This window comes from Streptomyces sp. NPDC014889 (assembly GCF_043081205.1).
Taxonomy (GTDB): Bacteria; Actinomycetota; Actinomycetes; order Streptomycetales; family Streptomycetaceae; genus Streptomyces.
Window position 1 is genome coordinate 96,891 of sequence record NZ_JBIBWH010000002.1, and the last position, 19,448, is coordinate 116,338.

The window sequence follows — 19,448 nt, forward strand, 5'->3', positions numbered from 1 at the left end:
GACGCTTCGCCGCGCCGCACGAGAGAGGCACATGATCCGGACGACGGACCCCAGTGCCCCGACAGGCGGCACTAGTGGGCCACCACCACCCCCGAGTCTGCCCGCTCAGCCCGGCGGAGCAACGCGGCGGCCAGCAGGCCGCCGAGCAGCACGGCCACCGCTCCCACGAGCTGACTGGTCCGGAGACCGGCGGAGAACGCGTCGGTCACCTCCTTCTTCTCCGCGGCCGACACCGCCGCGGCCAGGGCCCCCGGCAGGGACACCGCCGCGAACCGGGAGTTGAGCACCGCGCCCAGGACGGCCACCCCCAGTCCGTTGCCGAACTCCGCCAGCGTGCCGTTGATGCCCGCGCCGACGCCCGCCTTGGCCGGCGGGATCGCGCTCATGATGGCGTGGGCCATGGCCGGGTTGGCGATCGCGCAGCCCGCGCCGATGAGCAGCAGCCCCAGCAGGGTGCCGCCGTACCCGCCGGAGGCGAGCATGGCGATCGACACCAGCCCGCCGGACATCAGCACCATGCCGAGACCGATCGCCACCGGAGTGCCCAGCCGCGTCGTCCACCGGGCCGCGAGTCCGGTGAAGTTCAGCGCCACCACCGTCAGGGCCAGCGGCGCGGTGCGCAGTCCGGCCTCCAGGGGGCCGTAACCGAGGACGAACTGGAGGTGCTGGGTGAGCAGGAACAGCGCGCCGCCCATGCCGAAGGTGATCAGCACCGCCCCGGCGACCGCGCCCGTGAAGCGGCGGTCGCGGAAGAAGTGCAGGTCGAGCATGGGGTACGGGATCCGGCTCTCGTAGAGCGCGAACAGGGCCAGCACCACCACCGCCACGGCCGCCGTGACCAGCACCCGCGCCGACGTCCAGCCGTGCGCGGGGCCCGAGATGATCGCGTACACCAGCGCGGTCATGCCGATCGTGGACAGCAGCGCGCCGAGCAGGTCGGGGCGGTCGCCCCGGGGGTTCTTGGACTCCGGGACGAGGACGAGGACCGCGACCAGGCCCAGCAGGGCGACCGGCAGGTTGATCAGGAAGATCGCGCCCCACCAGAAGTGGTTCAGCATGAAGCCGCCGATCAGCGGGCCGATCGCGAAGCCCAGGGCGTTGACCGCGCTCCAGATGCCGATCGCCTTGGGGTGCTCGGCCGGGGCGAAGATCTGCATCGCCACGGCGAGCGTGGTGGTCAGCAGCAGCGCGCCGCCGACGCCCATGCCCGCGCGGGCGGCGATGAGCTGCCCGGTGGAGTCGGCGAGCGCGGCGGCCAGCGAACCGATGCCGAACAGGGCCAGCCCCGCCACCAGCATCTTCTTGCGGCCGTACCGGTCGGCGGCGCTGCCCGCGGTCAGCAGGAGCCCGGACTGCACGAGCGAGTACGCGTTGATCATCCACTGGATGTCGGAGGTGGCCGCGTGCAGCTCACGGGTGAGGGACGGGATCGCGACGTTCAGAACGGTGTTGTCCAGCAGCACGGTGAGCTGGGCGAGGCAGATGACGCCGAGGATCAGCCAGCGCTGGGGGTGGCCCTGGGCGGCCGGGGAGGAGGTCTGCTCCGGCGAGGTCGTCGACATGCTATACACCGTATAGTGACGCTCTACGGCGCTCTACGGCGCTCTACGGCGCTCGCCGGCGCGTGTGGCGGCGAACGGGCGTCGACGGGCGCCGAGGTGGGCGCCCCTCAGGCAGCGGGCTTGATCAGGTAACCGGCCCCCCGCCGGGTGTGGATCATCGGCTCCCGGCCGGCGTCGATCTTGCGCCGCAGGTAGGAGATGTACAGCTCGACGACGTTGGCCTGCCCGCCGAAGTCGTACGACCAGACGCGGTCCAGGATCTGCGCCTTGCTGAGCACGCGCCGCGGGTTGCGCATCAGGAAGCGCAGCAGCTCGAACTCGGTGGCGGTGAGGTGGATGTCCTCCCCGCCCCGCGACACCTCGTGGCTGTCCTCGTCCAAACTGAGGTCGCCGACCACGAGCACGGAGGCGGAACGCCGGTCGGCGGCATCCGAGCGCCGGATCAGCCCGCGCAGCCGCGCCACGACCTCCTCAACGCCGAACGGCTTGGTGACGCAGTCGTCCCCGCCCGCGGTCAGCCCGGCGACACGGTCCTCCGCGGTGTCCTTGGCGGTGAGGAAGAGGACGGGCACCCCGGGCAGTTCGGTGCGCAGCCGGCCCAGGACGGTGAGTCCGTCCGTGTCGGGCAGCGTCATGGACAGGACGACGGCGTCGGGCCGGAACTCGCGCGCACTGCGAACGGCGTCCCGCCCGTCCCGCGCGCTGCGGATGTGCCAGCCCTCGTAGCGCAGGGCCATGGACAGCAGATCGGTGATCGACTGCTCGTCGTCCACCACGAGCACCCGGACGGGGCTCCCGTCCGGCCTCAGCAGTTCGGTGTGCCCCTGGGGCGAGGTCGTGGTCATGCGGGACACCTTTCAGGGAGCCTCTGAGAGCAGACTTTCACCCGTCTGTGATTTCTCTGAGAAACCCACAGGCGGCTCTCAGGGAGCACCTGGGAGGCACGTGTACCGAACCGCGGCGGCCGTGACGCCCCGGCGGCCGGAAGTCTTCCTGTCGGCACGGCACTTCAGTCCCGCGCGCTTCAGAACAAGCCGTCCTGCAGCCGCTCCTCCACACCCGCCGGATCGCGCAACTCCCGTACCGGAACGGTGAATCCCACGCTGGGGGCGGGCCGAAGACCCCAGCCGGCCATCAGCCGGGTGTCCAGCACGACGACCCCGCCAACGGCGGCCAGGTGGAGATCGGGGCCGGCGGCCGCGACGAGTTCGCCGCTGACCACCCCGCCCGCGACGAGTTCGCTCACCTCGCCCACGGCGGCCGGTAGACCGGCCAGCCCGAAGATCCCGGCGTGGTCGACGGGCCGGAAGGGCTCCCGCTCCAGCGACTCCGGCCAGCCGCCGAGCGCGGTGGCCCGCGCGTGCAGCTCTTCGACCTCGGCGGCCCGCTCCGCCTCGGTCACCGGCAACGCGGACCGTACGGCCCGCTTCTCCGCGTACGGAATCCGGTCCGGGACCCCGAGCGCGGCGCGCAGCATCTCCTCGGTCCGCCGCGCCGCCATGAGCGGACCCGCGCCCAGCCAGCTGAAGCAGACGGCCCCCTGCTCAAGCAGCCGCGCGGAACCCCGTTCCACGGCCGTGATCCCGGCCTTGACCATGCCGGGCCCGAACCACGCCAGATATACGTGGTAGGGCCGCGGGTCGTCCGCGAACGTGTCCGCCGCCACGGAGTGCGCCCGGTCCAGCCGCGCGCACTCCTCGCACCGTGCCCCCGCGCTCCGCCCCGGCACCGCCGCCCGGAGCGGACACGCGTGCCCCCGTGCTCCCACGCATGTCCGTACTCCCCCCTCCTCGACCTCGAAGGCCACCCGCTTTCCCCACGGCAGCGCGCTCGACCGCCCGCCGTCCCACACCAGCACGGGACCGTCCGCCGACCACCGCAACCCCGAGCACTTCCACAGCCGCGTCATCCCTTGCGAGATTACGGGTCCCCGCTGACAACACCGCGACCGCGACAGTGGCTCCCCTGGCTGTGAGGCACGTCAGCCCTTCCGTCACAGAACCTTTGGCCTTGGCCACGGATTTCCTCCGAGGACGTCGAGTCAGTCAGTGACAGCGGGAGTCGCTCTCGCCGGTGTGATGGCGCACTGCGGTGGGAGCCTGATCGGCGCCGTGGAGTATCTGGTGGGGGCGACAGCCTCCGCGCCGGCGGCCCCGGAGCCCTATGCGGCCCTCGCCGAGTTGTGGCGGGACCGGCGCTCGGAGCTGGAGGAGGTCCTCGAAGGGGACGGCTCCTTGAGCGCCGTGCTGGCGCAGGCGTACTTCCGGTTCCTCGACGGGGACATGGACGACGCGGTGATGGCCCTTGGCTCGGTCACGGGGGTGCGGCCCGACGTGGCGTGGGGCACCGCCCCCTGGTTCGGCGATCCGCGGTTCCTCGGCGCGGTGAGTGCCGAGGCGTTGGCGGAGGCATGCCTGCGGACGTTGGACTACGGCCACAACCTGGACACCGAAGAGATGCGGGAGCGGTTCGCGCCCTGGTTCCATGCCCTCGACGTGGTCTCCGAACGCAGTCCCGTACCGGAGTCGCTGGCGGCCATGGCCCGTCTGCCTCGTGCCTGCGGCCGCTACGAGCTGGCTGTCGCCCTCTGCGACCGCGCCGACGCTGTCGAGCCGGTCATGTGGACCGCGGTTGCACGGGCGGCCACCTGGCGCGTGATGGGCGACCTGGACCAGGCAGCAATGGCCTTCGAAGGCGCCCTGGCCCTGGACCCTGCCAACTGGTCTCTCCACCTGGACCTCGCCGACGTACGTGCCGAGCTGGGCGACTTCGCCGCGGCCGTGAGCCTCGTCGAACAGGGCCTGGAGCACGCACCGCACGAAGTCTCCCTGCGTGCGGCGGGTGCCGCATATCGCACGCGTCTGTCCGGCTCGTCCGACGACCTGCGGGTCCTGATCGCCCTGGCGCCGGAACTCACGAACACCTCCTACCGAGACCTGCTGATCGACTACGCGTGCGCGGGGCCGGGGCTGCCCCGGAGAATCGTGGCCGAGGCCCGCCGTGCCCGCGCGAACTGAGGGCGACCACATACGCAATGCCGAAGCCAGAGGCCCTGTGGATCACTCCACAGGGCCTCTGGTCTGTTGCGCACTCGGTCCTCACGCCGTCCTCCAAGAAGGCGGTTGTCGAGTCCATGGATTGTCGAGTCCATGGAGACCCTGTATCGTTTTTCGATAGCATCGATAATCGATAGGGGTGGGTGTTGTCATGCCGAAGGTCCGCAATCCTCTGGAGCCGATGTCGACGGCGGTTACGGGCGTCCTGACGCTGCTCGCAGCGCTGATGGGCATGGGACTGCTCGCCTCGCTGTTCGCCGACAACGTGCATGTTCTCAGCATCGGCGAGAAGTTCATTTGTGCCACGGATGCCAACACGAGGATCGGCGACGATGGGCAGCCGAGCCCGGACTTCGCACCCGCACCGGGGGCCACGTTCACCACGGACGCCCACCCGGAGTACTGCACGGAAGCCCCCAATACGGTGCAGAGCCTGCTCAACACCGCAACCCAGCTGGCTCCCTTCATCTTCGTCGTCGGGGCGCTCCTGCTCGCCCTCTGGGTGATCCGAGGTGCAGCGCGCGAAGGCCTTTACACCACACAGACCGCAGAGCGGCTGCGCCGGCTGGGTTGGTGGCTGCTGGCAGGCAGTGTGCTCACCGCGATTGCTACGTCGATGGCCGAGAAGGCTCTCATCGCCTCCCTGAGCCTCGACAGTGACATCAGTGCCGTCTTGGGACTGTTGTCGTGGGACGTTCCCTTCATGGCGATCTTCACCGGCCTCGGCGTCCTCTCCTTCGCCCGGATCATGCGCGTCGGTATCACCATGCGCGAGGACCTCGACGGGACAGTCTGATGTCCGAGGAGAAGGAGGAGCATGCGATCGAGGTGCATCTCGACCGGCTACTTGAGGAGCGGGGGATGACTTTGACGGAACTCGCCAATCGGGTCGGGGTCACCCACGTGAATTTGTCGATCCTCAAGAACGGCAGGGCAAGGGCCGTGCGGTTCACCACCCTGAGCCGCCTCTGCGAGGTACTGGAGTGCCAGCCGGGCGATCTCCTCAGTTACCGCTCGCACTGAACAGTCGGCGAGCAGTTACCGCACTCAACCAGCGCACTACCGGTGGGGCCTCACGGCCAGAAGGCCGCCGGGGAGCTGTGGCAGGGCACCCGTGACCTGATCTTCACCACTACTTCGCTGCTGTACTCCCCTGAAACGCCGAAGGCCCCGGATCTCTCCGGGGCCTTCGACCTGTGTGCACTCGGCAGGATTCGAACCTGCAACCTTCTGATCCGTAGGCGCGTTAACCCCGGATGCGTATGGCGCCGACCAGCAATTGAGCGCCGTCAGTTCAGAGCGGTGGACCGGAACTGGTCTGCCGTTGTGCGCCGCTGTACGTGGCTGTTGATGTCAGGCGCTGATGTCAAGGGGTCCATGCCACCGCGCCCGGTACGTACTACGCAGACGGTCCAGAGACGCCCTGGGGCCTACTCAGGCTGGCGCTTGTCCAGGATCGCCCGCCGCTCGGCGGGGGTGAAGTCCTGCCCACACGCGTTGCACAGGTAGTCGCCAGTCTGAGACCCGAGGTACCGCTCCTTGATGAAACCGGCGGAGTGGTCGCACGTCTCTGGATCTTTCGCCCACTGAGTCATGCGCTCAGCTTAGGGAGCACAGAGCGGAGTCAACACAGTTGCTGTAGGGCAGCGCTGTACGGCCACAGCGGATGATGCGCGTTAAGGAACCGACTCCTCAGCCAGCCACTCAAGATCTGGACCACGACGAGGACGATCACGGCTACGACCAGCCACGTAGCTTGCCGCAATATCGCGTACATGGTGTCGCCATTGATCACGCAGCTCAGAGTGACTCCAAGCAAGATCGAATAGCGGTTGCGGCTCTCGGTGCCGTGTGCGAGAGTACGGGACAGCATGCCTCCGCTTAGGCGGAGCGCATTTCGAGCCTGGGGTGACGCCATAGTTCTCCTTGGTTCATCCAGTGGGGGTGCCCGAACTTCTTGGTCGGAGGAGGGCACCCCCAGTCCTTTTTGGGTAGCAGCAACGCTAGCGCACCGGCACTGACAGCCGGACACTGAGCGGGAGTTGCCTCAGCAGCATGACAGACCGTCACCGGCGTTGCCCCACCACTATCCACAGAGCCGTGGCATTTCTGAGTGCTGGCCTCGCGAAAATGAACGCCTAGCCCCCCAGGCAAATTACGACGAGCAGCCCTGACCTGCGGTTTTACCTTTTTGATCAGGTGACCCAATTCACACCGAGGCGAGTGTTTCACCTTAGGTTTGATGAACACCTTGCGTTGTCAGCGACACCCCTTATCCTGAAGGGTTTTGCTCGCGGCCGCCTCAGATGGGGAATGGTGAACTCTCCCGACTGTCAGTGGCATCCCTTAACCTGATGGGTTATCGCGCGCCCGCACTAACTATCGACGCCCCACGCAGTCGTTGAGGAAGCCCTGTGCGACAGTCACGGCTTCGATGACCTCCGGGTCGGATGTGTGTGGCGCCGACCCGTCCATTCAGCGCTGTCAGTTCAGGACGGTGGGCCGGAACTGGTCTCCTGTTGTGCGCTGCCGTACGTGGCTTTTGATGTCAGGGGGTCGTCCCGTTTCCGCTGGTCAAGTCACCGTTGGTCCCTGCGTCCGCCCTCTGGTGAGGCACTTCGAGGAGCGTTGTCACATCCCCGTGGCGCCCCTCTCCGGGCCCAACAGGCAAGAGGTCATGCGGCAGAGCCACCTCACCGGCCCGGCGTTGAGCAAGCCACCCCGAGCGCCTGTGGGACGGCGCTTCGGTGCGTACGTGCTGAAACCCCAACCCTTCGTAGTAGGCGTGCAGCCCGGTATTCGTGCGCCACGTGTCGATGCGGACCCAGGCTCGTCCTTCCAGGGCGGCAAGCCGGGACATCCAGTCGATGACCCGTGTTCCGAGCTGCCGGCCGGACGCTTCACGGGCAACGATCAGTTTGTAGAGGTACAGCGCTGTTTCGGGACGATCGGCATCGGTCCAGAAGTCCCGGTCGACAGGGCCGCGGCTGACAGTGGCGAGCACCTTGTCTCGCTCGCCGACGACGACCCATGCCCGCCCCTCGTCTATGCTCGCGCGCCACTTCGAGATAGCGCGCTCGCCGGTCTCCCGATCGCTCCACTGGTCGGTTCCCTTGGTGCGTAGCCACCCTTCGGCCTCTGCGCGTAGGGCCAAGAGGGCGGGTACGTCCTGCGCCGCTGCGGGGCGGAGGTACTCAGTCCGTGCTGACTTCATAGAGGATCTTGTGCCTGTCTCCGGGAAGGATGGTGACCATGCAGCGGAGGGGGCGGTCGTCCGCGTCATAGCCCGTTCGGGTGTGCTCTGCGACTGGAGTGGCTGCGGGAAGGCCAAGTTGCTCCGCTTCCTGGTGAGTCGGCATACGGACTGAGATTTCGTCCACGAACTTGGCTTGCACGAGTCCCACGGAGGCGAGGATGCCGCCGGGCGCCGAGACGTCTCGCGGCTCCATCAGGGGTGTGCCAACCACGAGTTCCTGAGGGAAGTACGAGTCGGCGAGCGCATAGGGCCGGTTGTCTATGAACCGGATGCGCTTGCGCGCCACAGCCAATCCGTCTGCGGGGAGCCCAAGGCGCTCTCGGACGTGGGGCGGGGGCACAACGATCGAGACCGAGATCTCTTGGCGGGGAGCGTTTCCGTTCTCCGCGATTGCGCTCGCCCACTGGTCGCCGGCGGTCCGCCCTTCCACGGCATTCGCGTGGCGACTCCGACTTTCGAGCGTCGTCCAGTTCCAGACGACAGGGGGGTAGTCCTCGCGGACGTACTTCCCCTGCCCCTGGCCGGTGACGACCAAGCCTTCCTCAATCAAGAGGCGGACGCCGGCGCGGATGGTCTCGCGGCTGTAGCCGTACTGACTCATCATCCTGGATTCGCTGGGCAGGGCCTCACCCGGTGCCAGCCGGCCGGACTGGATCTGTTCGCGCAGGTCATAGGCGATTTCCTGCGCCTTCGTCATACCGCGTCGCACTGCCAAGGCATCCCCTCTGCTCCGACTCCTCCGTACAAGTTAGACCAGGGGGCTTGACTCTCCAAGCAGAACTCGTGCAATCTCTTGCTGCGGCACTCCTCCAGACAAGCCGGACGGGGTGTCACGTACGGCTCTATCGTACGAGTGCGCCCGGAGGAAAGTCCCCAGCTCAGGCGGGGTGAGTACGAAGGAAGCGCAAGTTCCTTGACAACTAAATGGGGATCACGCCGCCTCTCCTCGGCCAAGTAGGCGGCCACACGGGGTCCCCCGTGTGAGGTACAGCGCGACTCAATCTCCGCAGCACTGCTGCGGCCGGTTGCCTCCGCTGCTCGTCTCGTACGAGCAGCGCTGAGGGGAGCCGGATGTTCCGACTTCAACGGCGCGCGGCCCCGGTGCTGGAACACCGGGGCCGCTGTTCGGGCCGTTCCTACGCGAGAGGAACACGACCCAATGGAACACATCGTCACTGTTCAGGACGCTGTTACCGCGTTCGCCGACTTCATGGAGCCGACGGCCGCGGAGCTGGACGCGATCGAGCTGGAGATGCCCGTGATCCTCGCGGACGTCGACCTGCTGGACGCGCAGATCGTCACGTTGGACCGCACGCCGTCCGAGCTGGACGCCCGCCGCATCCGCCGCGCCCGCCGCCGGGCGCTCGCCGCCCGCGTGGCCCTGCTCAACCGCACGGCCGGCGCGATGGTGCCCGGGGGTGCCGCGTGAGCGACACCGGCCGGAACCTGAGTGCCGCGCACGCCGAGGTGAAGGCGGAGATCGCGCGGACCGACAGCAAGACCGGGCTGCTGCTGGCGTTCGTCGGCGCGGTGCTGGCCGGCGCGTGGACGGTCGCCCGCGACCTGCCCCTGACCCTGTCGGCCGCCATCGTCGGTGGGGGTGGCCTGGCGGTGCTGGTCGCCGCGGCGGGGATGCTGCTGCGCTCGGTGCGCCCGAACCTGGGCGGCCGGCACGGCTTCCCGCTGTGGGCCACCCTCACCCCCGACGAGATCACCACCACCGTCAACGACGGGGATCTCGCGGCGGACGTCGCCGGCCTGTCCCGGCTGGCCGTCGCCAAGTTCACCTGCCTGCGCCGCGCGGTCGACCTCACCTACACCGGCGGGGCCCTGCTCATCCTCGCCGCCCTGCTCACGATCGGGGGTGCGGCGTGACGTACAGCGCCCGCATGACCAACAGCTTCATTGGCGAGTGGGAGCTGTACGTCGTCACCGACGGCACGAGTCTGGAATGGCCTGAGCACTCCTTCGAGCGGACCGCGCCGGTGCCCACCGTGCAGGAGCGGGCGAGCGCACTGGCTCTGCTCGGCTACGTCGTCCCGGACGGCGCCCTGTGGGAGTGGCAGGAGATCGCCAACGGCCCGATGGACCGCGTGGAACTGCTGGCGTCGGTCGACGTCCGGCCGATGGGCGGTGCGGCATGAAGGCCAAGACCGTTCTGCCCGCCGTCGCCATGACGGCCGTGTCCATGGTCCTGACCCTGGCCGTGGTCGTGATTTGGCTGGGCACGGCGATGCCGTGGCCGGTCGCCCTGGTCGTCGGTCTCGGTATCGACGGCGGATGGCTGGCCACGCTCGCCTATGAACGCCGCCTCGCGGCACAGGGCGACCACTCCCGCTCCGTGACTGCCGTGGGCTGGTCGTTCGGGCTGATTGCGACCGGTGTCCTGGTCACTCACGCGCTTACCGCCGACCATGCCGTCGGCGCGTGGCTGGCCGTGGCCTGGCTGCCGATCGCCGCGAAGGCCCTGTGGCTGGTGCACGGGTTGTGGGAACGCACTGCCCTCACCCCGAGCGCGCTGGATGCCATCCGCAGCATTCAGCAGGATGCCCGCGACAAGGCGGCCGTGGCCCGTGCCCAACTGCGGGCGGGAGCCGTGACCGAGGAGACCCGGCTGGCGGCCGTGACGGCGGCCGGCGCTCGCGTCGCCCGCGTCCAGGCCAAGACCGCCGGGAAACTCGCCGGGGCCTGGTCGGAGCTGGAGGGGGCCCGGCAGGGCGAGGGTACCGGCCGGGCGTTGACGAGCGTCGCCACCGGATGGGACCTGCCCGCTTGGGGCGCCGTGACGGTCGACGAGACCCCGTCTCCCCCTCTCGCTTCAACCGACTCCACGAATGTGGAGGAATCGACCGAGAACAGTCGAGAACGGTCTACGGCTGACCAGCCGGAATCGACCCCGGTCACGGTCACACTGACTCGGCTCCCGGTGCCCGATCCGCTGCCCTGCGATCTGGGCAAGTCGGACACCGCGGGGAAGCCGGTTCCGACGGTCGCACCGGCCATCGAGCCGGTACCGATCAAGACGACTTCCGCCCGATCGATCCCCGCAGAATCGACCCGACCGCGCCGCGCCACGGGCCGTGTCCCGGAATCGGCGAAGTCGACCCGTACCCGCCGCACCCCCGAGCAACTGCTGACCGAGGCACGCAAGGCAACGGCCGGATGGCCCACTGGACAGATCACGGCAGAGGCCATCCGTCGGGAGCTCCACACCTCGCCGGCCAACGCCCGGATGCTGCGGGACACGATTCTCGCCGACCGCGCCGCCACGGCTGAGACGGCCGCGTGATGGGGGCGCTGCCGGTGTTCCGGTGGCGCCTGGCCCCGGACGGCTACGCCACCCGCCGCCAACTCCGGGCCCGTGGTCTGCGGCCCGGTGGTCAGGGCGTGGCCGCTCAGCTCGAACGGCCGCGCCGCCGCCGCGGCCCGCTGGTCGCCTACCTCTACCGGGTAGACCTGGCCAAGCCCGTCCGGCCCATGACCCCGGCCCGGCGGGCGGCTCTGGCGAAGGCCAACGCCGCCCGCCGCATCTGCCCGCAGTGCCGACGCGATGCCGGATACGTCATCCCGCCCTCGCTCGGCGCGTGCGTTCCCTGCGCCTTCCCCGAACCCTCCGAATCTCCGAGGAGTACCTGACATGGGCAAGCCCGACACCCGCCGTCTGGACCGCGAGATCCAGAAGACGAACCGCAAGTTGGAGGCGGTGCGCGAGCGGGAGATGTGGCCGCTGGATGGCCGCGAGCGGCGCGCGATCGTCGCGGCGATGGCCGGCGGCTCGTACGGGGTCCTGCGCGGCCGTGGCACCGACCGGGCCGAACGCCGCCTTGAGTCCGCGTGGAGCAGCGCTGAGACCCGGCTGATCGCGGAGATCACGGCCTTGCAGACGGAGCGGCAGCGCATCGTCACCGAGGCCGCCGCCGCCAAGTCCGCCAAGAAGTCTTCCGGTTGGTGGTGACCGCACCGCCGGCCGGGTCCGAACCGGCCCGGCCGGCCCGCCGCCTCCCCCTTCAACTTCGCCCCGGTCCGGGGCAGTCAGGAGCGTTTCCCTTATGAGCGGCAACGTCGTTCACCTGCACAAGCACACCGACCCGCCCACCGCCGTCGACACCCGCCCGACCCTGACCATCGTTCCCGAGCCGCCGGTCGCCCCGGTCGTGCCGCTGTGGGTCCGGTCCGGCCGCGCCATCCGCACGGTGGTCACGCACGAGACGACCCGGGCCGCCGCGCGCGGCGCCGCCCGGCACGGCCTCTACGTGTTCGGTGGCGCGCGGATCGTTGCCCGCCGGACCTGGGACGGCCGCACCGCCGCCCGCTACGAGCGCATGCTGCGAGCCGCGGAGGCGGCCGGGAACTACGAGGCCGCGGCGGAGTGGGAGGAGCGCGGGCAGCGCTTCCGCGAGGCCCGGCACCGCCGCCGCATGGACCTGCTGCACTCCCCGGTGGACGCGGCGAAGGGTGTGCTGGTCGGCACCGGTATGGGCATCGGTTCCCTGGTCGCCCTCGGGGTCGTCCTGGCCATCGCCAACAAGGACGCCACCGACGTGGTCACGCCGCTGATGGCGGTGGTGGAGTTCATCCGCCTGCTCATCACCATCGTGACCATCGTGTGGGGGCCGCTCGTCTCGATCGGCCCGTTCCTGGCCCTGCTCGCCCTGTGGGCCGTCGGCAGCCACCAGCAAGCCGCACCCCAATGGGCGCTCCCGGTGAACGTCCGCGACACGGCGGGCGAGCCCATCACCCCGTCCATCGTGGTCAAGGCCCTGCGCGACCTCGGTGTCCCGGCCCTGCGGAACGCCATCAAGGAGATGGGCGACGCGGGCGCGTCCATGCTCGGACCGATCCGGATCGCCGGATGCGGCGTCGAGGTGGATGTGACCCTGCCGTCGGGTGTGTCCACGGTCGAGGTGCAGAACCGGCGGCGGAAGCTCGCGGAGAACCTGACGCGGCACGAGCACGAGGTGTTCATCACCCTCCCCGAAGCCGCCCGCACGGTGCGGCTGTGGATCGCCGACTCGGGAGCGCTGGACGAGCCGATCGGCCCGTCCCCGCTGGCCACCGACGACACCATGACCGCCGACTACGCCAAGGGCCGCGCCCCCTGGGGGCAGGACCTGCGCGGGGATGCGGCTCTGCTGAGCCTGTTTCAGCGCATGCTCCTGGTCACCGGGTTGTCGAACCAGGGCAAGACGGCCGCGCTGCGGGCGCTCGCCCTGTGGCTCGCCCTGGACCGCACCGTGGAATTCCGCATCGCCGACCTCAAGGGCGCCGGCGACTGGGCCATGTTCGACGGGCTCGCCACCGTCCTGATCCAGGGCCCGACCGATGACCACGTCATCGAGGCGACCGAGATGGTCGAGGGAGGCGTGGAGGAGATGAACCGGCGTCTCCAGGCCCCGGACGGTGCCGACTTCCCGCCGCTGATCCTGCTGGTCGACGAGGCGCAGGTGGCGTTCATGTGCCCGGCCAAGGACGAGGACAAGCGCCCGTACGGAGGCAGCAAGGCCACGTCCCGGTACTTCACGGCCGCCCGGAAGATCCACAACCAGGGCCGTGCGGTCAACGTGCTGCTCTGGCAGGGCACGCAGGACCCCACCGACCAGAACCTCCCCAAGCTCGTCCGCGAGGGTGCCCACACCCGCGCCTCCCTCGCCCTCGGTACCGAGTCGCAGTCCCGCATGGCGCTGGGGGACAAGGCGGTGGACGGCGGGGCCGCTCCGCACCTGCTGCGGCAAGGTCTGGACAAGGGAACCCTGGTCGTCGCCTCCGACGGCATCGAGATCCCGGCCGGACAGGCGTCCATCACGGTGCGCACCCACTACATCGACACCGAGACGGCCACTGAGATCGCGGAGCGGGCCAAGGCACTGCGCGACGGGGTGACCACACTGCACGTCATCGAGCGGCGCGAGGAGCGGGACCCGCTCGCCGACATCTTCGCCGTCCTCGGGGACGCGCCGCGCGTGCTCACCGCGGACGTCCTCAAGCGACTGTCTGCGCTCAACGCGGACGCGTACGGGCGGTGGACGCCGGGCGACCTCAAGCGCGTGCTGGAGGACGCCGGAGCCGAGCCGTACAAGTCCGACGGCCGCATGGTCGTCGGCCGGGACCGCGTCGCCCGCGCCCTCACCAACCGCGACACGGACGGTTCCGCTTCCGCCTCCGAGTGACAGGGAGGCGACCTCGTCCGGGCCAGGGAGCCAGGGAGAACTCCCTGACCGCCTCCCTGACCCGCCTCCCTTGCCCTGACCAGCGCAAATGATCGTTCAGGGAGTCAGGGAGGCACGCAGGTCAGACCCCTGAAACACCCCTCCACAGCCACCCCGCAAGGGGGTGGTTCCGCCTCCCTCACCGAGCACCGGAAGGGATTCCGCATGACCCCCGAGACCACCCCCAGCACGAGCCGGCCGGACCACCGGATGACCGACGACCAGGCCGCCGCGGAGGCGCGACGGATCATCGCCGACGCCTACCGGCCCGCCCCGGACGTGCCGACGTCCTACCGCGACACCAGCCCCCTGCCCGCCTACGGCAGCACGCCGCCGGTGCCGCAGCCGGACCGCCGGATCGTCCCCGCCTGGGCCGCCGGGACCGCGGTCGCCGGGATCGGCGTCGGCGCCGCGTGCGTCGGCGTCGGGTGCGGTGTCTGGCTCGCCTGCCAGGGATTCGCCGCCGTATCCCTCGCGTCCGTCCTGTTCGTCACCCTGCCCATCGCCGCCATGGCCGCCATCGTGGCGGCCGTCGGATCGGCCCTGCGGGCCCTCAAGGCCACCCACGCCGAACACCACCACCACTACGCCGGCCCGGTCCGCCAGGAGAACACCACCACCCACACCCGCGGACTCTTCGCCCGCACCACCAACCACTAGCTACGCCAAGGGCGGCCCCCTCGTCTCGCCAAAGTCGCGGGGCCGCCCTTGTCACCAGCACTGCCAAGAGAACTGGAGACCTCCAGCATGACCCATGACGACCGTTTAGCGCTGCTGTCCGCAGCGCTGGACGCCGCCGCCCGCGGCTGGCACGTCTTCCCCCTGCGACCCGGCGCCAAGCGGCCCGCCCTGCATGGCGAGAAGACCTGCACCCGAACGGGGCCGTGCACCAACGGGCATCGCAAGTGGGAGCAGCGTGCCACCACCGACCCGACCCGCATCCGCGCCGCGTGGTCGCGGGCGCCGTTCAACGTCGGCATTGCTACCGGCCCTTCTGGGCTGGTGGTCGTGGACCTGGACACGCCAGAGCACAAGGGCAGTTCGGACGCGCCTGACGGCGCGACGACCTTCGGGGCGCTCTGCGAGCGCGCCGGGCACGCCGTCCCCACCACCTACCGCACCCGGACCCCGAGCGGCGGCCAACACCTGTACTTCACCGCCCCGTCCGGCGTTCGGCTGGCCAACACCGCGGGGACGGTTGCCGATTCGGTCGACACCCGCGGATGGGGCGGCTACGTCGTTGCCGCCGGCAGCATCACCCCCGCCGGACCGTACGAAGCCCTGTGCGGCCCTGAGACGGCCGCACTGCCCGCGTGGCTGCAAGCCATCCTGCAACCGGCCCCCAAGCCGTCCCAGGCACCCTCGACGGCCACAGCGGGGCAATCCCGCCGATACGCGGACGTAGCACTCGCCAACGAGGCACGGAACGTCGCCACGGCCCAAGTCGGCGAGCGAGAAGCGAAGTTGTTCCGCGCGGCGCGCGCCTTGGGGCGGTTCGTCGCGTGGGGCGACCTCACCCGGTCGGTGGTCGAGCAGGCTCTTCAGGCAGGGGGCGAGGCGGCCGGACTGTCCGCGTCCGAGTGCCGCTCCACCCTCCGCAGCGCCCTTAACTGGTCCATCGCCCACAACCAGGCAAGGCGGGACGCGGCATGAACACCCCTCCCCGCCCCCGCCTGAAGAGCATCACCACCACCCCGGACCGCCCGCGCGCCGCCCAACCGGCCGCGCCCCCGGCGGCCGTGGGCGAGCCGAAGGACGTCGCCCGTCAGGGCGTCCGAACTGCTCTTCGTTCTGACCGGTACCGGACCGACGAGGCCCGCCACGGCACGGAAGACCCGACACCGGACCAGCCCGGCATCCGCATCTACGCCCCACCGGTCTACCGCGACCACTGGGACGGCGCCCGCTGGTCCAAACGCCACGGCGACACCCCCACCGCCGCCTACGCCTGCACCTGCGGGCAGACCGGCACCGCCACCGGCCCCCGCGCCGTCGCCGCCCTGGTCACCGAGTACGCCGCCCACAAGTCCGCCTGCACCGGAAAGCCTGCCGTACCCGCCGAAGGGAGGGCCGCCGCATGACCCCCACCATTGACGGGGCCGCGCTGCTCAACGAGGTGGAAGCCTTCCACCGCCGCTTCAACGTCTTCCCGCACGAGGCCGCCTACATCGCCGTGGCGCTGTGGGACGCACACGCCCACCTGCTCGACTGCTTCGACTCCACGCCGCGGATCGCCTTCCTGTCCCCGGAGCCGGGATCGGGCAAGTCGCGGGCACTGGAGGTCGTGGAAACCCTCGTTCCCCAGCCCATGACGGCCGTCAACGCGTCCGCCGCCGCCCTGTTTCGGTCCGTGTCCAACCCCAACGGTCGGCCCACGATCCTGTTCGACGAGATCGACACCATCTTCGGCCCCAAAGCGGGGGACAACGAGGAACTGCGCGGATTCCTCAACGCCGGCCACCGCCGCACCGGCGTGACGTACCGATGCATCGGCGACGGCGGCAACCAGACCGTGCAAGCCTTCCCGTCCTACTGCGCGGTCGCGGTCGCCGGACTCGGAGCACTGCCGGACACGATCATGACCCGCTCCGTCGTGATCCGGATGCGGCGCCGGGCCCGCAACGAACGCGTGGAAGCCTTCCGCGCCCGCCTCCACGAAGCCGAGGGACACAAGCTCCGTGACCGACTCGCCCAGTGGACGGAGCAGGCCCGCCCGTCCGTCATGGGGGCCTGGCCAGAGATGCCCGACGGCGTGACCGACCGGCCGGCGGACGTCTGGGAACCCCTGCTCGCCATCGCCGACGCGGCCGGCGGCGCCTGGCCCACCAGGGCCCGCGAAGCCTGCGTGACCCTGGTGACCGCGTCCAAGGCCAACGACAAAGGCAGTCTGGGGGTCCGGCTGCTGACCGACCTGCGTGATCACGTCATGGTCGGTATCGACCGCCTGCCCACCGTCGCCATCCTGGATCGGCTCAACGCCCTGGACGATGCCCCGTGGGCGGACCTGCACGGCAAGCCGCTCGACAACCGGCGCCTTTCCAAGATGCTCGCCGAGTACATGACAGCGGACAACGAGCCGATCGCGTCCCGCAACATCAAGGCCGCCGGGAGCGTCCTGAAGGGCTACTACAGCGCCGATCTGTGGGACGCGTGGGCCCGCTACTGCCCCCCTCCCCCGGAAAGTCCGCTACCTCCGCTACCGGGCACCGAAAACGCGGCCTGACCAGCACTAACGCGGTAGCGGCAACCGGCACCGGTTGCCGCTACCGCGCCGCTACCCATCCGCTACCGCTACCCCTTCCCGCTACCTCCAACAGGCCTCTGACCTGCACGGTAGCGGCGGTAGCGGAAGTAGCGGACTTCCCAGAGGGGGGCCGACGACGCCCCCGCATCCCAGGAGGTTCGTCGTGCGCACCGCCATGCCCGCAGCACCCGAAGCCCTCACCGTCCCCGAGGTGATGACCGCTCTGCGACTGAGCCGCAGCAAGGTCTACGACCTCATTCGCACCAAACAGCTCCACAGCTACACGTCCGGCCGGGCCCGCCGCGTCTCGGTCGACGCAGTTCGCCAGTACATGCATGACCGGATGGAGGAAGCCGCTTAATGGCCAAGCGTCGCGCCAACGGCGAAGGAACGATCACCAAGCGTGCGGACGGCCGTTACCAGGCCGCTGCCTACGTCTACCGCCCTGATGGGACCCGCACCCGGAAGTTCGTCTACGGCAAGACCCGCGCGGAAGTGGCCGAGAAGCTGACGGAGTTGCAGGAGAAGACTCGCCAGGGCATTCCGGCCGCCGAGTCCACCATGGCGTTCGGTGACTACCTCACCTACTGGCTCGCCACCATCGCGCCCCAGCGGCTCAAGCCGTCAACGCTGAACAGTTACGAGGGTCTGACCCGCCTGTACATCCGACCCGCTCTCGGTAAGAAGCGACTGAACCGGTTGTCGCCGGCGGATGTGCGCCGGTTCCTTACGGAGTTCAAGGACTCCTGCCTGTGCTGCCTGCGGGGTGCTGACGCGGAGCGTCCGGAGGGCAAGCGCTCGTGCTGCGCCGTAGGCCGTTGCTGCAAGCGTCGCCCGTCCGCCCGGACCGTCCAGTACATCCATGCCGTCCTCCGGTCCTCGCTTCAGCAGGCGATTCGGGAAGAGCTGATCGCGCGGAACGTCGCGCGGATCGTGGAGACCCCCAGCGTCCCCCGCAAGGAGGTGCGTCCGCTGGACGCCGCAGAGGCTCGCATCATGCTCAAGACCGCCCGCTCCCACCGCCTCTACGCCCTGTGGCTGCTGCTCGTGTCCACGGGTCTGCGGCGGGGTGAGGCGCTCGCCCTCACCTGGGCGGACGTCGACCTCACGAACGGACAACTCCGCGTCCGCCGGAACGTACAGCGCATCCGGCGTGAGCTGATCTTCGGCAGCCCCAAGACCATGCGCTCCATCCGTACGGTGTCCCTCCCGAAGCACTGCATGCGGGCACTCGCACGGCACCAAGCCCAGCAGGAACGGGAACGCAAGGTCGCGGGGAAAAAATGGCTGCCCACGCCGGGGCAGCCGGACGGGCTGATCTTCACCACGACGACCGGTCGCGTCACGGACCCCCGCAGCCTGAACCGGATGCTCACCATCCTGTGTCGGAACGCCGGCGTACGGCGGGTGCGGGTGCACGACCTCCGACACACATGCGCGTCGCTTCTGCTCGCCCAGGGCGTGGACGCTCGCACGATCATGGAAACGCTCGGGCACAGCACGATCACGATGACGCTGGACACCTACGCGCACGTCATGAGCACGACGCTCCAGGCCGCCGCCGCCCGGATGGATGACGCGCTGGGCCTGGACGAGCCGGCGGAGGAATCAGACGGCGATCAGGAGCCGCACACCGAGGAGTGATCGTCGCTTCGGGCTGCGTTGATGTCAGCCATTGATGTCAAAGGCCCCTCAGGATGATCCTGAGGGGCCTTTGACCTGTGTGCACTCGGCAGGATTCGAACCTGCAACCTTCTGATCCGTAGTCAGATGCTCTATCCGTTAAGCTACGAGTGCTTGTTCTGTTTTCTGTCTTCGCTTCGGGCCCTTCCGGGCCGCTCGCGGCGACAGGAAGAACATTACATGACTGCCGCCGTCATGTGAAATCCATTCCCCCCACCCCTTGTGACCTGCGGAAACAAGGTTGAGAGCGGTCCTGGACCGGTAACGCCGAAGCCCCGGTCTGGAGAGACCGGGGCTTCGGTGATCACGCGCGGAGGCGGAGGGATTTGAACCCTCGATGGGCTTTAAGGCCCAAACCGCATTAGCAGTGCGGCGCCATAGACCGGACTAGGCGACGCCTCCAGCACAACCGCTCACGCGAGCGCGCGAGTGGTGCGTGCA

Annotated in this window: 21 protein-coding genes and 2 tRNA genes; 16 read left to right on the plus strand and 7 right to left on the minus strand. The window is 69.5% G+C overall.

What is annotated here, in order from left to right; translation table 11 throughout:
* Positions 1-71: 71 nt before the first annotated feature.
* The 3 genes from ACF09J_RS03535 to ACF09J_RS03545 form a co-directional block, all read right to left on the minus strand.
* Positions 72-1,562, minus strand: a complete 1,491-nt coding sequence (locus ACF09J_RS03535; RefSeq protein ID WP_392303710.1) for an MFS transporter — start codon at positions 1,560-1,562, stop codon at positions 72-74.
* A 107-nt stretch (positions 1,563-1,669) separates the two neighbouring features.
* Complete coding sequence (locus ACF09J_RS03540; RefSeq protein WP_392303711.1) at positions 1,670-2,407, minus strand: response regulator transcription factor; 738 nt, start codon at positions 2,405-2,407, stop codon at positions 1,670-1,672.
* A gap of 179 nt (positions 2,408-2,586) precedes the next feature.
* The gene (locus ACF09J_RS03545) at positions 2,587-3,471 is read right to left on the minus strand and encodes a DUF2797 domain-containing protein (protein ID WP_392303712.1); all 885 of its coding nucleotides are present in this window, start codon (positions 3,469-3,471) and stop codon (positions 2,587-2,589) included.
* 139 nt (positions 3,472-3,610) lie between these two features.
* On the opposite strand from ACF09J_RS03545, the gene ACF09J_RS03550 reads away from it, so the two are divergent.
* The 3 genes from ACF09J_RS03550 to ACF09J_RS03560 all read left to right on the plus strand — a co-directional run bounded on the left by ACF09J_RS03550 (position 3,611) and on the right by ACF09J_RS03560 (position 5,641).
* Entirely contained in the window at positions 3,611-4,579 is a 969-nt protein-coding gene (locus ACF09J_RS03550; protein WP_392303713.1) for a tetratricopeptide repeat protein, read from the plus strand.
* Positions 4,580-4,757: 178 nt separating this feature from the next.
* Entirely contained in the window at positions 4,758-5,414 is a 657-nt protein-coding gene (locus ACF09J_RS03555; protein ID WP_392303714.1) for a DUF2975 domain-containing protein, read from the plus strand.
* On the plus strand, positions 5,414-5,641 hold the full coding sequence (locus ACF09J_RS03560; protein WP_392303715.1) for a helix-turn-helix domain-containing protein: 228 nt from the start codon (positions 5,414-5,416) through the stop codon (positions 5,639-5,641). The genes ACF09J_RS03555 and ACF09J_RS03560 overlap by 1 nt, the downstream gene beginning before the upstream one ends.
* A gap of 1,525 nt (positions 5,642-7,166) precedes the next feature.
* Here the strand turns inward: ACF09J_RS03560 and ACF09J_RS03565 are convergent.
* Both ACF09J_RS03565 and ACF09J_RS03570 read right to left on the minus strand, forming a co-directional pair.
* Positions 7,167-7,832, minus strand: coding sequence for a GNAT family N-acetyltransferase (locus ACF09J_RS03565; RefSeq protein ID WP_392303716.1), 666 nt, complete (start codon positions 7,830-7,832; stop codon positions 7,167-7,169).
* The gene (locus tag ACF09J_RS03570; RefSeq protein WP_392303717.1) at positions 7,813-8,571 is read right to left on the minus strand and encodes a GntR family transcriptional regulator; all 759 of its coding nucleotides are present in this window, start codon (positions 8,569-8,571) and stop codon (positions 7,813-7,815) included. Before ACF09J_RS03570 ends, ACF09J_RS03565 begins: the two co-directional genes overlap by 20 nt.
* A gap of 462 nt (positions 8,572-9,033) precedes the next feature.
* On the opposite strand from ACF09J_RS03570, the gene ACF09J_RS03575 reads away from it, so the two are divergent.
* From ACF09J_RS03575 to ACF09J_RS03635, 13 genes are all read left to right on the plus strand, one after another.
* Positions 9,034-9,303 carry a DUF6284 family protein gene (locus ACF09J_RS03575; protein ID WP_392303718.1) on the plus strand — a complete coding sequence of 90 codons (270 nt, stop codon included), beginning with the start codon at positions 9,034-9,036 and terminating at the stop codon, positions 9,301-9,303.
* Complete coding sequence (locus ACF09J_RS03580; RefSeq protein ID WP_392303719.1) at positions 9,300-9,749, plus strand: Pycsar system effector family protein; 450 nt, start codon at positions 9,300-9,302, stop codon at positions 9,747-9,749. The genes ACF09J_RS03575 and ACF09J_RS03580 overlap by 4 nt, the downstream gene beginning before the upstream one ends.
* Positions 9,746-10,018 carry a DUF6303 family protein gene (locus ACF09J_RS03585; RefSeq protein WP_362356052.1) on the plus strand — a complete coding sequence of 91 codons (273 nt, stop codon included), beginning with the start codon at positions 9,746-9,748 and terminating at the stop codon, positions 10,016-10,018. The genes ACF09J_RS03580 and ACF09J_RS03585 overlap by 4 nt, the downstream gene beginning before the upstream one ends.
* On the plus strand, positions 10,015-11,163 hold the full coding sequence (locus ACF09J_RS03590) for a hypothetical protein (protein WP_392303720.1): 1,149 nt from the start codon (positions 10,015-10,017) through the stop codon (positions 11,161-11,163). The genes ACF09J_RS03585 and ACF09J_RS03590 overlap by 4 nt, the downstream gene beginning before the upstream one ends.
* Complete coding sequence (locus ACF09J_RS03595) at positions 11,163-11,510, plus strand: RRQRL motif-containing zinc-binding protein (protein WP_392303721.1); 348 nt, start codon at positions 11,163-11,165, stop codon at positions 11,508-11,510. Before ACF09J_RS03590 ends, ACF09J_RS03595 begins: the two co-directional genes overlap by 1 nt.
* A gap of 1 nt (position 11,511) precedes the next feature.
* Positions 11,512-11,829: a hypothetical protein gene (locus ACF09J_RS03600; RefSeq protein ID WP_392303722.1), complete on the plus strand. Its 318-nt coding sequence runs from the start codon at positions 11,512-11,514 to the stop codon at positions 11,827-11,829.
* Positions 11,830-11,923: 94 nt separating this feature from the next.
* Positions 11,924-14,041, plus strand: a complete 2,118-nt coding sequence (locus ACF09J_RS03605; protein WP_392303723.1) for an ATP-binding protein — start codon at positions 11,924-11,926, stop codon at positions 14,039-14,041.
* Between the two features lie 204 nt (positions 14,042-14,245).
* Complete coding sequence (locus tag ACF09J_RS03610; RefSeq protein WP_392303724.1) at positions 14,246-14,740, plus strand: hypothetical protein; 495 nt, start codon at positions 14,246-14,248, stop codon at positions 14,738-14,740.
* An 87-nt stretch (positions 14,741-14,827) separates the two neighbouring features.
* A complete protein-coding gene (locus ACF09J_RS03615; protein WP_392303725.1) occupies positions 14,828-15,733 on the plus strand; it encodes a bifunctional DNA primase/polymerase in 906 nt (301 codons plus the stop codon).
* Positions 15,730-16,161: a hypothetical protein gene (locus tag ACF09J_RS03620; RefSeq protein WP_392303726.1), complete on the plus strand. Its 432-nt coding sequence runs from the start codon at positions 15,730-15,732 to the stop codon at positions 16,159-16,161. The genes ACF09J_RS03615 and ACF09J_RS03620 overlap by 4 nt, the downstream gene beginning before the upstream one ends.
* Positions 16,158-17,303 carry a DUF3631 domain-containing protein gene (locus ACF09J_RS03625; RefSeq protein ID WP_392303727.1) on the plus strand — a complete coding sequence of 382 codons (1,146 nt, stop codon included), beginning with the start codon at positions 16,158-16,160 and terminating at the stop codon, positions 17,301-17,303. The genes ACF09J_RS03620 and ACF09J_RS03625 overlap by 4 nt, the downstream gene beginning before the upstream one ends.
* 184 nt (positions 17,304-17,487) lie before the next feature.
* Entirely contained in the window at positions 17,488-17,685 is a 198-nt protein-coding gene (locus tag ACF09J_RS03630) for a helix-turn-helix domain-containing protein (protein ID WP_392303728.1), read from the plus strand.
* Positions 17,685-18,968 (plus strand): tyrosine-type recombinase/integrase, encoded by a 1,284-nt coding sequence (locus ACF09J_RS03635; protein ID WP_392303729.1) that lies wholly within the window; start codon positions 17,685-17,687, stop codon positions 18,966-18,968. The genes ACF09J_RS03630 and ACF09J_RS03635 overlap by 1 nt, the downstream gene beginning before the upstream one ends.
* Before the next feature lie 80 nt (positions 18,969-19,048).
* Here the strand turns inward: ACF09J_RS03635 and ACF09J_RS03640 are convergent.
* Positions 19,049-19,121: transfer RNA gene (locus ACF09J_RS03640), tRNA-Arg, on the minus strand.
* Between the two features lie 197 nt (positions 19,122-19,318).
* Positions 19,319-19,409, minus strand: a tRNA-Ser gene (locus tag ACF09J_RS03645).
* Positions 19,410-19,448 lie beyond the last annotated feature (39 nt).

Excerpts from the sequence above, each read along its gene's own strand:
- ACF09J_RS03535 (WP_392303710.1), bottom strand. The coding sequence starts at position 1,562 with ATGTCGACGACCTCGCCGGAGCAGACCTCCTCCCCGGCCGCCCAGGGC.
- ACF09J_RS03540 (WP_392303711.1), bottom strand. The coding sequence starts at position 2,407 with ATGACCACGACCTCGCCCCAGGGGCACACCGAACTGCTGAGGCCGGAC.
- ACF09J_RS03545 (WP_392303712.1), bottom strand. The coding sequence starts at position 3,471 with ATGACGCGGCTGTGGAAGTGCTCGGGGTTGCGGTGGTCGGCGGACGGT.
- ACF09J_RS03560 (WP_392303715.1), top strand. The coding sequence starts at position 5,414 with ATGTCCGAGGAGAAGGAGGAGCATGCGATCGAGGTGCATCTCGACCGG.
- ACF09J_RS03565 (WP_392303716.1), bottom strand. The coding sequence starts at position 7,832 with ATGAAGTCAGCACGGACTGAGTACCTCCGCCCCGCAGCGGCGCAGGAC.
- ACF09J_RS03570 (WP_392303717.1), bottom strand. The coding sequence starts at position 8,571 with ATGACGAAGGCGCAGGAAATCGCCTATGACCTGCGCGAACAGATCCAG.
- ACF09J_RS03575 (WP_392303718.1), top strand. The coding sequence starts at position 9,034 with ATGGAACACATCGTCACTGTTCAGGACGCTGTTACCGCGTTCGCCGAC.
- ACF09J_RS03590 (WP_392303720.1), top strand. The coding sequence starts at position 10,015 with ATGAAGGCCAAGACCGTTCTGCCCGCCGTCGCCATGACGGCCGTGTCC.
- ACF09J_RS03595 (WP_392303721.1), top strand. The coding sequence starts at position 11,163 with ATGGGGGCGCTGCCGGTGTTCCGGTGGCGCCTGGCCCCGGACGGCTAC.
- ACF09J_RS03600 (WP_392303722.1), top strand. The coding sequence starts at position 11,512 with ATGGGCAAGCCCGACACCCGCCGTCTGGACCGCGAGATCCAGAAGACG.
- ACF09J_RS03605 (WP_392303723.1), top strand. The coding sequence starts at position 11,924 with ATGAGCGGCAACGTCGTTCACCTGCACAAGCACACCGACCCGCCCACC.
- ACF09J_RS03610 (WP_392303724.1), top strand. The coding sequence starts at position 14,246 with ATGACCCCCGAGACCACCCCCAGCACGAGCCGGCCGGACCACCGGATG.
- ACF09J_RS03615 (WP_392303725.1), top strand. The coding sequence starts at position 14,828 with ATGACCCATGACGACCGTTTAGCGCTGCTGTCCGCAGCGCTGGACGCC.
- ACF09J_RS03620 (WP_392303726.1), top strand. The coding sequence starts at position 15,730 with ATGAACACCCCTCCCCGCCCCCGCCTGAAGAGCATCACCACCACCCCG.
- ACF09J_RS03625 (WP_392303727.1), top strand. The coding sequence starts at position 16,158 with ATGACCCCCACCATTGACGGGGCCGCGCTGCTCAACGAGGTGGAAGCC.
- ACF09J_RS03635 (WP_392303729.1), top strand. The coding sequence starts at position 17,685 with ATGGCCAAGCGTCGCGCCAACGGCGAAGGAACGATCACCAAGCGTGCG.